The sequence below is a fragment of the Prauserella flavalba genome (genome assembly GCF_003202235.1).
Classification (GTDB): domain Bacteria; phylum Actinomycetota; class Actinomycetes; order Mycobacteriales; family Pseudonocardiaceae; genus Prauserella_A; species Prauserella_A flavalba.
Genome location: NZ_MASU01000012.1, coordinates 96,398 through 109,230 on the forward strand (window position 1 = coordinate 96,398; position 12,833 = coordinate 109,230).

Consider the following 12,833-nt stretch of genomic DNA (forward strand, 5'->3'; position numbering starts at 1 on the left):
CCGCTCCACCGCGTGCGTCAAACCTCGGTGTGCACCGACTGCCAGATCTGTTCCGGGTCGGCGCCGGGTGTCGGTTGGAGGCGGATGCTGAGGTTGGTGGGTGCGGTGTGCACGATCTGGAAGAGCTCGACTCCGGGGAGGCGTTCGAGGGTCAGGCTGATAGTCAGGGGTGCGATCGTGACTGGTTCGCCGCGGCTGGTGGGGAAGGTGAGCAGGTCGGCGGTGCGGCCTTCGACCTGGATCGCGGGGAGCGGATCGCCGCATGGGCAGGGGTCGGGCCGGAGCAGGACGGAGTCGCCGAGGTCGTAGCGCAGGATGGGTTGGGTGCGGTTGGCGAGGTTGGTCAGAAGCACGGTGTGCGAGCGTTGGCCGGGCGGGACCGGTTGGTGGTCGGTGTCGACCGGTTCGAGGATGGCCCAGTCGCTGTTGACGTGCAGCCAACCGTGCTGGCAACTCTGGCTGAGGAAGGGGCATTCGTTCGCCGCGTAGCTGTGGCGGACCTTGGCGCCGAACGCTGTGGCGATTCGGCTGTACTCGCCCGGCGGGAGGCCCTCGGCGGAAAGGATCACCAGGGCAGGGTCGATGTGCAGGCGGCCGGCTTGCTGTTCGGTGGCCAACAGGGCGCCCATGCTGGCGTAGGGGGCGAGGATGGCCGGGCGGAAGGCGTTGAGCGCCTCGACCAGTTCGGGCATCGGGGTGTGCACGCCGAAGACCCCGATCCTGTTGCGGCGCAACCGGTTCTTACGCAGCGCGGCGGCGGCGGTGGCGGACGCGAAGTGGCCGCCGGTGGCGATCACCATGGCGATGCGCCCGCCGCGAGCCACGATGCGCGCGCCGTCCTTGAGGTTGAGCAAGGAACTGAGCGTGCGTGCGCCCACCGCGGCGGTGACGGCGAGAACACGCTGGTCGGTCAGGAAGATTCCGGGCGTGCCGGTGGTGCCCGAGGTGGTGGAGACGGTGTAGCGGCCCAGGAACTTCTCCCCGATCAGCGCGGGGTCTTCGACGAACGCCCGCACGGCGGCGAGTGTGACGGCAGGGTCGGTGACCCAGTCGTCGAACCACGGCATGAGCTCGGCCTTGCTGGTGACCGGCAACTGTGTCGGGTCGGTGACGCGGTCGGGCAGGGTGCGGTAGTGCTCGCGGTAGTACGGCGAGTGGGCGCGGGCGAAGGCGACCATGTCGGCGAGTCGGTCACGCTGCCGCTGCGCGATCGCCTCCGTGCCCTGTTTGTGGGCGGCGCGGGAGTCGCGCAGAAGCCAGAAGCGGCTTTCGGTCGTCATGGCCGTTCCTCGGAGGTGCCGGGGTGCTTCTCGGGAGTCGAGCTTTCGCTGGCCTCGTGCCAGGCTTCGCGGCCGGATTGCACCGCCAGCGCGGCGACCACCAGGGCGACGACGGGGTCGGCCCACCACCAGCCGAGCGTGGCGTTGAGCCCCAGCCCGACCAGGACGGTGATGGACAGGGCGTTGGACATCCACGTTTCGGTGGACTGTGCGACCAGCACCGGGTTGTTCAGCGCTCGCCCGGTACGCCGTTGGGCCAGCGCGATCGGGGTCATCACGATCAGGGCGACCACGTTGAGCACGATCCCGATCAACGATTCGCCGGCCTTGTCCTGCGTAATGAGGTCTCGGATTGACTCGAACGCGACGTAGGCGGCCAGGGCGTAGAAGGTGACCGCGATGGCGCGTAGCGCGGGTTGCTGCCGGGCGTGGGCACCGGCGCGTAGTTGCCAGATCACCACGCTGGCGGCGAAGACCTCGATGGCCGAGTCGATGCCGAACCCGACCAGGGCGATGGAGTCGGCCGCGAGTCCGGCGGTGACGGCGACGACGCCTTCGATGACGTCCCAGACCACGATGAACCACGCGAGTGCCAGCCCGCGGCGCACGAGAGTTGCCTGGTCCTGCGCGGTCATGGCGTGGAGTCCTTACTGGTGCTGTCGGTGGCGCGGAGGCTGGCCAGGACCAGCGCGGCGCCGCCGACGGTGATGAAGACGTCGGCGAGGTTGAAGGTGGGGAACCAGCCGGTGTGCAGGTAGTCGGTCACCATCCCATCGGCGGCGCGGTCGACGAGGTTGGCGATTGCCCCGGCCAGCACCGCGGCCAGCCCGAGCCGCATGGGCAGGGTCGCGGTGCGGGTGGCGCGCCAGGCGAACACCGCCAACCCGGCGATGATCAGCCCGGTGACGCCGAGCACGACCCCGCTGGGCAGGGTGTCGCCGAGGCTGAAGGCCACCCCGGAGTTGAACGCCAGCCGCAGCTGGATCACCTGCAGGTCCACCGAGGCGCCGTCGGCCAACGCTCGACTGGCCCAGGTCTTCAGACCGAGGTCGAGCGCGGCCAGCAGCGCGGCGGTGGCGACCAGGGCGACACGGGCTCGGGTCACCCTGGCCGTCCGGATGGGTCCGCTGACGCTCACGAGGAAGCCCCCACCGCGGTCGGCGTCAACGCTGGCTGATGGTCGGCCGTGTCCTGCAGGGGCTTGGTGCGGCCGGCGCGGACGCCGTTGGCGATCACGACGACCTCGGCCAGCTCGTGCACCAGCACCACCGCGGCCAGCCCCAGCACGCCGAACAGTGCCAGCGGCATCAACGCGATGATCAACCCGAGGGACAGGCCGACGTTCTGCAGCATGATGCGGCGGGCGCGGCGGGCGTGGGTGAACGCCTGGGGCAGGTGCCGCAGGTCCTCGCCCATGAGCGCGACGTCGGCGGTCTCGATCGCCACGTCGGTGCCCATCGCGCCCATCGCGATGCCCAGGTCGGCGGTGGCCAGGGCGGGTGCGTCGTTGACGCCGTCGCCGACCATCGCGGTCGAGCGCTGGCCGCGCAGCTTGTCGATCAGGCGGGCCTTGTCCTCCGGGCGGAGTTCGGCGTGCACGTCGTCGATGCCGACGTCCTTGGCGAGCGCGGTAGCGGTGGCGTGGTTGTCGCCGGTGAGCATCGCGACGTGGTAGCCGTCCCGGCGCAGCTGGGCCACGACCTCGGCGGCTTCCGGCCGCAGTTCGTCGCGGACCGCGATCGCGCCGACGACCTGGCCGTCCTGCTCGACCAGCACAGCGGTCGCGCCGGCCTGCTGCATCCGCTCCACGTCCGCGGCGAGTGCGCCGGGGTCGAGCCAGCCGGGGCGACCCAGCCGGAGGGTGTGTCCGTCCAGGCGGCCGGTGAGCCCGGCGCCGGTGACGGCCTCCACGTCGCTGGCGGGGGTGACGTCGTCGACGGCGGCGAGGATCGCCTTGGCGAGCGGGTGTTCGCTGCGGGCCTCCAAGGCCGCGGCCAGGTGCAGGACCTGGTCGCGGGTGGCGCCGTTGGTGGTGGCGACGTCGATGACGGCGGGCCGGTTCGCGGTGAGGGTGCCGGTCTTGTCCAACGCCACCCCGCGGACCGCGCCGAGGGCTTCCAGCGCGGCGCCGCCCTTGACCAGCACACCGAGCTTGCTGGCCGCACCCACCGCGGCCACCACGGCGACCGGGACGGAGATCGCCAGCGCACAGGGGGAGGCGGCGACGAGCACGACCAGGGCACGTTCGATCCAGGTGACCGGGTCGCCGAGCAGGCTGCCGATCACCGCGATCAGCGCGGCGGCGATCATGATGCCGGGCACCAGCGGTTTGGCGATCCGGTCCGCGAGACGCTGGGAGGCGCCCTTGCGGGCCTGCTCGGCCTCGACGATCCGCACGATCCGGGCGAGCGAGTTGTCCTCGGCGGTGGTGGTGACCTCGACTTCGAGCACGCCGGTGCCGTTGATCGACCCGGCGAACACCTCGCTACCGGGGCCGGCCTCGACCGGGACGGACTCGCCGGTGATCGCCGAGACATCCAGCGCGGTGCGGCCCTCGCGGATGATCCCGTCGGTGGCGACCCGCTCGCCAGGTTTGACCAGCATCCGGTCGCCGACCCTCAGCTCGGCCGGGGACACCACGGTCTCGGTGCCGTCGCGCAGGACGGTGGCCTCTTCCGGGACGAGGGACAGCAGGGCGCGCAGGCCGCGGCGGGTGCGCGCGAGGGAGTATTCCTCCAGGCCCTCGCTGATGGAGAACAGGAAGGCCAGCATCGCGGCCTCGCCGACCTCGCCGAGGATGACCGCGCCGACCGCGGCGATGGTCATCAGCGTGCCGACGCCGATCTTGCCCTTGACCAGCCGCTTGAGCGTGGAGGGGACGAAGGTGTAGGCACCGGCCAGCAACGCCGCCACCTCCAGCACCAGCTCGACCGGCCGCGAAGCGCCGGCCCAGCCCGCGATCAGCGCGGCGAGCAGGAACACCCCGGAGATCGCCGCGAACTGGAGTTCCTTGACTTGCCAGAGCCGTTCCGGCTCGTGCTCCTCGGCCTCCTCGCCCACGGGTTCGTCGTGGCCGCAGCCGCACGCGTCGCTCATCGAGCACTCTCCTTGCTGTCCTCAATCGCGCTGTCCTGATCCGCGTCGGCTGGGGTGTCGGTGCCGTAGTTCGGGCACAGCGCCACCGCGTTGCCGGTCGCGGCCAGCAGTGTTTCCGCCGATGCCAACAGGTCCATCAGCTCCGGGCGGGCGAGGCTGTAGAACACCTGCCGGCCCTGCGGGCGGCCCACCACCAGCGCGCAGTCACGCAGGCAGGCAACGTGCGCCGAGACCGTGGACTGCGCCATTCCCAACGCGGCCACCAGGTCCACCACTCGCGCCTCACCGCAGGCCAGGCGTTGCACGATCGCCAGCCGCGTGGCGTCCGAAAGGCTGTGGAACAACGCCACCGCCGGGTCCAAGCCCGCGCCCACGCTCGACGCGAGACATCCATCCGTGCTATTCATCGTCACGAGGCGATGATAGCAGTGACACGTGATGGAATCGAGGTTGGACGATGTTGATGAACAAGGCCGAGACAGCGCTGGTGAATTCCCCGCCCCGGCGCTGGCTGCAGCGCTTCTACGAGGCCCAGGTGCTGATGCGGTTCGGCGGGCGGCTGATCCCTGGGGCGCGGGTGCTGGAGATCGGTTGTGGGTCCGGGTACGGGACGCAGCTGGTGCTGGAGCGGTTCGGCGCCGGCAGCGTGGACGCCGTGGACCTGGACCCGGCGATGATCGAGCACGCTGGCCGGCGCCTCGCTCGCTACGGAGACCGGGTTCGGCTCGTGCAGGGCAGCGCGACCGACCTGCGCGCCGCGCTGGATGCCGAGGACGGCGGCTATGACGCGGTGTTCGACTTCGGGATCGTCCACCACATCCCGGACTGGCGCGCGGCCATCGCGGAGGTCGCCAGGGTGCTCACGCCGGGCGGGCGGTTCTACTTCGAGGAGGTCACCGCCCACGCCCTGGCCCGCCCCATCTACCAGCGGCTGTTCGACCACCCCACCGAGGACCGGTTCACCGCCGACCAGTTCCTCGACCAACTGGCCCACCACGGCCTCGCGGTGCTCGGCTCGGTCACCCGGATCAGCGGTGACTACCTGCTCGGCGTGGCCGCGAAGCCGGTGCCTACAGGGAGTGACGGGTGATGGCCGTCGCAGCCCTGGCCCTGTTCGTCGTATTCATGGCCCTCGCTGGCGGAGTGCGCACGCTGATCCAGCGCCGCCGCACCGGCGACACCGGCAACCGGCGCACCTGGGCGGCACGCGGCTCGCTGGAATGGTGGGGGCTCGCCGTAGCTGACCTCGGCTACCTGCTGGTGGGGCTCGGCGCGCCGGTCGCCGCGCTGGCCGGCGTGCCGCCGCTGGCCGTCGTCGACTACCCGGTTGTGCGCGGTCTGGGCGTCGTGCTCGTGATATTCGGCATCCTCGCGACCTTCGGTTCCCAGCTGGCGCTGGGCGCCTCCTGGCGGATCGGGGTCGACCAGATCGAACACACCACGCTGGTGACCACCGGTCCGTTCCGGCTGGTGCGCAACCCTGTCTTCACCGCCGCAGCCAGTGTGTTCCTAGGCTTGGCGTTGATGGTGCCCAACCTCGTGGCGATCGCCGGCCTGGCGGTCACACTCATCGGAATCGAGATCCAGGTGCGCCTGGTCGAAGAGCCCTACCTACGCGGTGTCCACGGCGCGCCATACACCGACTATGCCTCTCGTGTCGGCCGCTTCCTGCCCAGTATCGGTCGCCTGCGGGCCAGCCGCCCTCACGGGAGTTGACGATGTGGCAGGGAACGGTGGCTCTCCGGCCCGGCCGGTTGATCTACACCGGCCAGGTCGGCGTCGCCCATCGGCACCGACACGCCGCGGTGCAACTCGTGCTCGCCACCGACGAGCCGGTGCGGCTGCGCGACGAGGCCGGCACCGGCCGGCAGGCCCGCGCGGCGGTGATTCCGTCCGGCGCGGAACACGAGATGGTCGGCGGCTCGTCGGGACTGCTGGCATGGATCGACGCCGACGGGCTGCTCGGCCAGACACTGACCGCACGGGTGCGGCGCACCGGGCTGCCCGTCGACTCCGTCGCCGCGTGGGCTGCGGCGGCGCAGCCACTGCTCGACAACGGCCTCCCAGTCGACGGCACCCCGATCGGGCTGCTTGACCAGATCCTGTCCGAGCTCGCCGATGCGGACACACCTGACCAGGTGCCGTTGCACCCAGCGCTACGGCACGCGGTAGCTGCGCTGCCGACCATGCTTGACCACACTGTCCACCTGGGACAGCTCGCCGCGGCGGTCGGTATCTCGGCCAGCCGGCTCGGTCACCTGTTCAGCGACGAACTCGGCCTCCCGTTCCGGGCCTACGTCCGCTGGGCACGCCTGCAGCGGGCGATCGACCACGCTCGGCAGGGTTCAACACTCACCGACGCCGCGCACGCCGCCGGATTCGCCGACAGCGCCCACCTCACCCGCGTCTGCCACGAGATGTTCGGCCTCGCCCCCTCACTCCTGGCTCGCGCCGTGCACTGGCACGAACCAGTGCCGGAGATGGGTTAGCGAGTCTGTTCAAGGTGGAACGGGTGATCTGCCCGCAGGCTCAACAGCATGAAAACGCTCGTCCGGTACGGCTACGTGCCGTTCATGCTCCTGGCCATCAATGGCGCCGGCATTGCCATCGCCGCCTCCGGCGGCTCTAAACTCTGGCTGCTCGCCCTGCTGCTGCTCGCCATCGCCGCATCGTTCACCGCCGAACGCGTCCTGCCCTACCGCGAGGACTGGAACACTCCGCACGACGACGACCGGCGCGACGCCGTCCACGCCGCGGTGAACGAAACCCTCACCCTCGGCAGCGTCGCCGCCCTGCCTGTGCTCACTGCAGTGGCCTCGATCGACGGCGTCTGGCCCCACGACTGGCCGTTCATCCTGCAGGTGCTCGTCGCCGTTCTCGTGGCTGATCTCGGCATCACGCTGGTCCACCTGGCCAGCCACAAAGTCCCGGCGCTGTGGCGGCTGCACGCGGTGCACCACAGCGTCAAACGCGCTTACGGTTTCAACGGTCTAATGAAACACCCGCTGCATCAGACCCTGGAAACCGCCGCTGGAGTAGCGCCCCTGGTCCTACTTGGCCTACCGACCAGTGTCGCCTACGCGCTCGCGCTGTGCGTCGCCGTCCAACTCCTCCTCCAGCACTCCAATGTGGACTACCGTGTCGGTCGTCTGCGCGTCGTGCTCGCGCTCAACCAGGCGCACCGGTTCCACCACCTGAAATGGGCCGGCATCGGCGACGTCAACTTCGGACTGTTCACCCTGATCTGGGACCACCTGCTCCGCACCTACTCCTACGACCCCGAGCGCCGGTTCAGCAGCGACGACCTTGGCATGGCGGCGAAACCGCACTACCCCAACGGCTATCTCGCCCAGCTCGCCGAACCTTTCCGTCCCAGCGGTGCGTGCGCAGCCGACGAACCGCAACCGGAAACAATGAGCGAACAGGCTCATCCGGCGTCGCGCTGACCCGCTTTCGGTCGAAAGGCGGCTGCTGCGGCAAGGACGGCGCGCCGCTTTGGCGGGCTACGTAGACAGATCGTGAGGTGTCGGGCGGTTTCCAGCCACGACCCCAACGATCACAGTGCGGTCCGTTGTAGCACCGGGTGGACGATGGCGGGCGGCCCAGACCGATTCGTCGACTCGTGGCGCGCCGTCGGGATGTGGTGTGAGGTCGAGTACAAGAAGTTGGCCGAACGGCACGTTGGTGTTGCCGTATTCCGCAGCCTGACGAACGTACTTGCCCTCAAGATTGGTGGGAGCGGAGTTGGCGAGTTCGCGCTTGATCTCAGTGAGGTACCGAAGGGTTCCGAACGTCACGATGACGTCGGCACGCCCCGTCGCGATGTCGGAAGCTTCGACCGAGACCAAACCGCCGAGCTGTCCGGTTGCGAGCCACTGATGGTAGTCCTGTTGCAGGTCCGCCTCGACAGGCCGACGTTCGCCCTTCTTGAGCTGGCGGCGGTAGTCCTTGTCCTTCTCCTTGTGCAGCCCCCACGTCTTGGTCGTGAGGTCGGCGCGGCTGTGCAGGAACCGCAAGGTCTGTTCGAGCAGCAGCCCGAAGGTGTCTCGCACTTCGCCGACAAAGTGCGGTGACTCGGCGAGTTGTCGGAGGAGATCCTCAAGGAGGCGATCGAGTACCGGGTGCGCAGTCCGCGACCGTGCAAGCTCGCTGCTGTGCACGACCCCTTCGAGAACCTGGAGATTGTCGTCGCTGATGTCGGCAGCGAGATCAGCGGCCTGCTGCTCGCCAAGAGCATGGACTAGTGCGGGTGCCAGACGGTGCAACCGAGCGGTATCGGCCGCGTGAGGCTCCTCATCGTCGTCCCCATCGGTTGCGGAGCGCGACGAATGACTGTGGTCCTCACGTTGTCGTGCAGCGACTGCCTCAATACGGGCAAGGAGCAGCTCTCCTGTGTAGACGTCGAGCGGAGGAGCATCCAACTTGGACACTTCGGTGACCGAGCGGCGAAGCGCCGCAAGCAGACTCTGCTGACGCATGATCGCGTTCTCGATAGCAGGCTCGACAACAGCAGCCAGTCCTGGCGTCGCTTCCACGCCGGGCAGCGGTCGCACAGTGCGGGCCTGGGCGTACGCGTCGAGGACCGTTGCGAGCGCCTCCCACACGTCCATCCAGACCGTTTCGGACAACCGCTCTGCTGCTGCATTGAGCAGGAGCACGAGTCGCTGCCACGCGAGTTCTGCGGCACGCCGAGGCCGAAGCCACGACGGCGCGTGCATCCCACTCAACCATGCCTCGCGCTGGTCCAGCGCCGCGGTGAGCCGATCGACGGCGTCGGTCAACCGGTTCTGGTCGTGGGCGGCGAACGCGAGGATCGCATCACAGGCAGCCGCGTATGCCCTGGCATCGTGACGCGCCTCCTCGGCGGCGTCGACGGTGGCGAAACCTGACCGGGCGGTGGTGAGGGCCTCCATTGCCGCCGGGAGAGTCTCGGCGGCAAGGGCGGATCTCAACTCGTAACAGGCCAGCTCAAAAGCCGCGTCCACCGCTGCCGCTTCGTCGTGGCGCAGTTGATCCAGCGCGCTGTGCAGTGAAGTGGCGATGGTGGCCTCGTTCGCCCAGCGATCCATAGCCGCGCCCAGCAGGCGGGGAAGGCGTTCGGTGAACTCCTCGGGAGCGTCGGACGGCGGTGCGGTGAGGTGGCCGAGAATGCCGAACGGCGTGACGGCACCGGCCACCGCCAGACGCACGGCGCCTTCGAGACGTCCAGCTGCCAGCAACGGATTGGAGTGGATCAGCGGCGCGAGGTCGCGCAGCAACACGTTGTGCAGCTGCACTCCTTGAGCGTCCACTGTGGACGGACTAGCAAGAAGCTCGTCCAGGCTGCCCGCCAGCGCCAGCAGGCTCTGCTGGCCGGTCAGGCCATCGATGAAGCTAGCAGTGGCGGTCTCCCAGCCAGCTGTCTCGGCGCCGACAACTTGGGCTAGCGCGTGCGCCAGCACCGGAGCCAGTGGGCCGGCGGCGATGTCGGCTGCCTCCTCGGCTACCGCCTCCACTCCGAGTTGGGCGAGCGTGGCAGTAGTCCGTGCGGTCGCCGTGTCGGCAAGGTGTTCGGCGAGCCGGGTCATGTCCACAACCGCCATGGTGAGCGATTTTTCCGACCGGTCACGTCGAACGCCGCAGAGCATGCGCCTACAGGACGCTGCAGCGGAGATACCGAGATCACCACAGCGGCGCACCTTCCTCGGCGGTGACAAGGCAGTCGGCGGGCAGAACTGCCTTGCTCAGCTCGCGGTCGGCGGTTGTGATCAGCACCTGGATGTGGTTGCTCGCGGCCAACTCCGCGAGCTCCTTGAAGACGACGGCCGCGTCGAAGTCCTGTACCTCCTCGGCCTTGGGGCTGTCGATCAGGACGAGACCGGGGTGGGTCGAGATCCCGAGCTTGGCACCAACCCGCAGCAAGGCGATCACAACGGCGATGCGCAGCCGGACCTGTTCACCGGGACTCTGCTTGCCGAAGAACGACTGCGCGCCCCCGCCTTTGATCACCTTCAGCTGCGCGGCCCGGTTGACCTCCACCCTTTCCAGTGCGCTCATCCCGAATCGACGTGCAAGATCAGCGATCTCGGCGTTCAGTTCGGTGAACAGGGCGGCGGCAGCGGCCTTGCTGTCCTGATCGAGCACCTTGTCCGCGGCGGCCAACACCTTGAGGACAGTGGACTCCTGGTCTTCCTCGTGCTCGGCCAGTTCGGGCACCATCTCCAACGCGCCCTTCCACCGCGCCACCTCAAGCTCTGCAGTCATGCGCTGGCGCACTGTGTCCGTGGAGCCAGCGGCCCGCAATCGCTGTTGTGCCTCATCCAACTGTGCGGTGAGTTGGGAGAGGGTTGATTCAGCGGATTCCAGCGCCTGCCGTGCCGCATCTTCGGCAGCCCTGCTGGCATCGACACGCGCCTGTGCCTCGGCCTCGACCTCCTCGTCGCTGGCGGTCTCGCCGACGACCTCGGCGGTGCAGACCGCGCAACGGTGCACATCGCGCTCTTCCTGGCGGCGTTGCGTGGTGATCGGCGTTTCGCAGCGCGGGCACGCGCTGGGGTCCAGACCGTGGAACAGCAGCCGAGCGATCTGGCTTTCCTTGACGTCGTTCAGCGCCTTCTCGTCCGCCTGCCGTTGTCGCCGCGCGGCCCGGTAGGCCCGGTTGAGCTCGTCCCACTCCTCGTCGGCATCGGCAACTTGGCGGGCGAGCCGACCGGCTGTGTCTGCCAGGTCGGTCAGCGACGGTCCGGGCGCTTGCTGGACGAGTCGGTCGAGTTCGGTCTGTGCAGCCGTGAGCGCCTCCTGGGCTCGGGCACGTTCAGCCGCCCGCTGCTCGGCCGCTCCCCGTGCGCGCTCACGTTCCTGGGTGACCTCGGACTGCAACACCTCGCGCGTCGCCTTCACCCGTGTGAGCACCGCGGCAGCAGGCAGGTCGAGGAACACCTGCAACAGCCGTCCGGGCAGACCGGCCATCGGCTGATCCCCGAGCAGGGGCTTGTCGGGCCCAGCCGGAAGATTAATCGCGGAGTAGTAGGCAGGCCAGCCATGAGTCTGGGTGCCGACCTGCTTGTCCTTGCTCACCGAATTCACCAACGGCTGCAAGTCGAGCCGATCGAGCATCAACGTGGCCACCTGCGCGGCATGGTCGTCCTCGTCTGCGGCATCAACCAGGATCGAGACACCCTGGCGGTCCTCGGCACCATCCTCCGCCGTGAGGCTCTCCCAGCGTGCGGCAGCGAGCACCACGCCTCTGGTCAGAACACCCTTGTCGAGTGAGAGGCGAAACCCAATCGCCTGCCCCGCGATGGTGGCGTCGAGCTCAACTCCGGAGAGCCAGCGGCGGACATCAGCCTGCAAGCGGTCGCGAGGTGACCCCCGCAAGCACCACGTGATGACCTCCAAGACGCTGGTCTTGCCCCGGAAGTTGGATGCGACCAACGCGGTGAAGTCGGTGTCGAAGGTGAACGTGCGGTCAAACGGACCGTCATGCTTCGTTCCGGCACGCACACCGTGCACGCGCAGGCGGTGGACTCGGACCGACCGAGGGCGTGCCGGCGGGTAGGCCAGCGGGATGCCGTGGGTCGTGAAGACCTCAACAACAGCATCCTCGGTGGTTTTTGCCGCGGCAGCGATCCGCGCGACGAGCGAGCCAGAGTGTTCGGCGCGGGATGCCTCCACGGTCATGCGTCTACCCCGTCCGTCACCGTGGCCTCCGTCCGCAGTTGGGCGAGACGGCTCCGTGCCCGAGCGCTGATGCTGCCAATCCGTGTCCCACGGGCTGCCGTCGCGTACTCGTCCTGCAGGTACTGACGCTCCTTCAACTGGTTCCCCCCTCGTCCGTCGGCCAGATCGAGCACCAGCTGCACACGATCGACGTAATAGCGAAAGGCCGGCGCCTGGGCAACGACCGTTCGGGCGACCTCGCGGCCCCGAGCCAGCAGGTAGTAGTCGTGTCGCGAAGTACGGCCGACCCGCCCGTGGCGGCGCCGCACGACCAGCCCCGCGCTGCGCAGAACCGCCAGCGCGTCATCGAGCGGCTCGTAGGCGCCGAAGTGATGACGCAGCATCGGGTATCGGCGTACCTCCGGTTCCTCGGAGTCCAGGATCTGCGCCGCCAAGTCCAGCAGCCTGGGCTCGCCGCTGCGCTCGTAGTCGTTGAGCAACTCGTCGGCGAGGAAATCGGGACTCCGTAGCCAGAAGTCCAGCTTCTGCAGCCGAAGCTGCCCCTCCACCACTCCGACAGCGTCCACCAAGGCGGCGTCGTCAGTGATCGGTGGGGGTAGTGGTTCGGCGGCGCCGTCGATCAACAACAAGATCCGCACCGCATCCTGCTCGCGACTGGTCACAGGCGCACTGACCTGGTCGTTTACGTCGTCATCGCCGCCGTCCACGATCAGTCAGCCTAGGCGACACTGAGTGACAGCCAAAGGTCAAACTGCCTGCATGCCGGTTTCGTTATCCACGCGAGAGTGATGCCCGGTC

12 protein-coding genes are annotated in these 12,833 nt (G+C 68.7%); 4 read left to right on the plus strand and 8 right to left on the minus strand.

From position 1 onward, the window contains the following. Positions 1-17: 17 nt before the first annotated feature. Genes BA062_RS26065 through BA062_RS26085 form a run of 5 tightly spaced genes read right to left on the minus strand, consistent with a single transcriptional unit; the run spans position 18 to position 4,783 of the window. The gene (locus BA062_RS26065; RefSeq protein WP_210407002.1) at positions 18-1,280 is read right to left on the minus strand and encodes a phenylacetate--CoA ligase family protein; all 1,263 of its coding nucleotides are present in this window, start codon (positions 1,278-1,280) and stop codon (positions 18-20) included. After that, complete coding sequence (locus BA062_RS26070; RefSeq protein ID WP_110341216.1) at positions 1,277-1,915, minus strand: cation efflux transmembrane domain-containing protein; 639 nt, start codon at positions 1,913-1,915, stop codon at positions 1,277-1,279. The genes BA062_RS26065 and BA062_RS26070 overlap by 4 nt, the downstream gene beginning before the upstream one ends. Beyond that, positions 1,912-2,385 (minus strand): signal peptidase II, encoded by a 474-nt coding sequence (gene lspA / locus BA062_RS26075; protein ID WP_110341558.1) that lies wholly within the window; start codon positions 2,383-2,385, stop codon positions 1,912-1,914. The genes BA062_RS26070 and lspA overlap by 4 nt, the downstream gene beginning before the upstream one ends. A 29-nt stretch (positions 2,386-2,414) precedes the next feature. Then, positions 2,415-4,376, minus strand: a complete 1,962-nt coding sequence (locus BA062_RS26080) for a heavy metal translocating P-type ATPase (protein ID WP_110341218.1) — start codon at positions 4,374-4,376, stop codon at positions 2,415-2,417. Then, positions 4,373-4,783, minus strand: a complete 411-nt coding sequence (locus BA062_RS26085; RefSeq protein ID WP_377392689.1) for an ArsR/SmtB family transcription factor — start codon at positions 4,781-4,783, stop codon at positions 4,373-4,375. Before BA062_RS26085 ends, BA062_RS26080 begins: the two co-directional genes overlap by 4 nt. A gap of 50 nt (positions 4,784-4,833) precedes the next feature. On the opposite strand from BA062_RS26085, the gene BA062_RS26090 reads away from it, so the two are divergent. From BA062_RS26090 to BA062_RS26105, 4 genes are read left to right on the plus strand one after another with little or no spacing between them, the layout of a single operon-like run. Then, entirely contained in the window at positions 4,834-5,466 is a 633-nt protein-coding gene (locus BA062_RS26090; protein ID WP_245960019.1) for a class I SAM-dependent methyltransferase, read from the plus strand. Then, positions 5,466-6,092, plus strand: a complete 627-nt coding sequence (locus BA062_RS26095; RefSeq protein ID WP_110341224.1) for a methyltransferase family protein — start codon at positions 5,466-5,468, stop codon at positions 6,090-6,092. Before BA062_RS26090 ends, BA062_RS26095 begins: the two co-directional genes overlap by 1 nt. A 2-nt stretch (positions 6,093-6,094) precedes the next feature. Beyond that, a complete protein-coding gene (locus BA062_RS26100) occupies positions 6,095-6,865 on the plus strand; it encodes an AraC family transcriptional regulator (protein WP_110341226.1) in 771 nt (256 codons plus the stop codon). A 48-nt stretch (positions 6,866-6,913) separates the two neighbouring features. Continuing rightward, on the plus strand, positions 6,914-7,822 hold the full coding sequence (locus tag BA062_RS26105) for a sterol desaturase family protein (protein WP_110341228.1): 909 nt from the start codon (positions 6,914-6,916) through the stop codon (positions 7,820-7,822). A gap of 57 nt (positions 7,823-7,879) precedes the next feature. On the opposite strand, the gene BA062_RS26110 is transcribed toward BA062_RS26105, so the two are convergent. The 3 genes from BA062_RS26110 to BA062_RS26120 all read right to left on the minus strand — a co-directional run bounded on the left by BA062_RS26110 (position 7,880) and on the right by BA062_RS26120 (position 12,742). After that, positions 7,880-9,958, minus strand: a complete 2,079-nt coding sequence (locus tag BA062_RS26110; protein WP_110341230.1) for a hypothetical protein — start codon at positions 9,956-9,958, stop codon at positions 7,880-7,882. A 79-nt stretch (positions 9,959-10,037) separates the two neighbouring features. After that, positions 10,038-12,035, minus strand: coding sequence for a hypothetical protein (locus tag BA062_RS26115; RefSeq protein WP_110341232.1), 1,998 nt, complete (start codon positions 12,033-12,035; stop codon positions 10,038-10,040). Next, positions 12,032-12,742 (minus strand): hypothetical protein, encoded by a 711-nt coding sequence (locus BA062_RS26120; protein WP_245960020.1) that lies wholly within the window; start codon positions 12,740-12,742, stop codon positions 12,032-12,034. Before BA062_RS26120 ends, BA062_RS26115 begins: the two co-directional genes overlap by 4 nt. Positions 12,743-12,833 lie beyond the last annotated feature (91 nt).

Coding starts and splice junctions, on each gene's coding strand:
- BA062_RS26065 (WP_210407002.1), bottom strand. CDS start 1,280: ATGACGACCGAAAGCCGCTTCTGGCTTCTGCGCGACTCCCGCGCCGCC.
- BA062_RS26070 (WP_110341216.1), bottom strand. CDS start 1,915: ATGACCGCGCAGGACCAGGCAACTCTCGTGCGCCGCGGGCTGGCACTC.
- BA062_RS26080 (WP_110341218.1), bottom strand. CDS start 4,376: ATGAGCGACGCGTGCGGCTGCGGCCACGACGAACCCGTGGGCGAGGAG.
- BA062_RS26085 (WP_377392689.1), bottom strand. CDS start 4,783: ATGAATAGCACGGATGGATGTCTCGCGTCGAGCGTGGGCGCGGGCTTG.
- BA062_RS26090 (WP_245960019.1), top strand. CDS start 4,834: ATGTTGATGAACAAGGCCGAGACAGCGCTGGTGAATTCCCCGCCCCGG.
- BA062_RS26095 (WP_110341224.1), top strand. CDS start 5,466: ATGGCCGTCGCAGCCCTGGCCCTGTTCGTCGTATTCATGGCCCTCGCT.
- BA062_RS26100 (WP_110341226.1), top strand. CDS start 6,095: ATGTGGCAGGGAACGGTGGCTCTCCGGCCCGGCCGGTTGATCTACACC.
- BA062_RS26105 (WP_110341228.1), top strand. CDS start 6,914: ATGAAAACGCTCGTCCGGTACGGCTACGTGCCGTTCATGCTCCTGGCC.
- BA062_RS26110 (WP_110341230.1), bottom strand. CDS start 9,958: ATGGCGGTTGTGGACATGACCCGGCTCGCCGAACACCTTGCCGACACG.
- BA062_RS26115 (WP_110341232.1), bottom strand. CDS start 12,035: ATGACCGTGGAGGCATCCCGCGCCGAACACTCTGGCTCGCTCGTCGCG.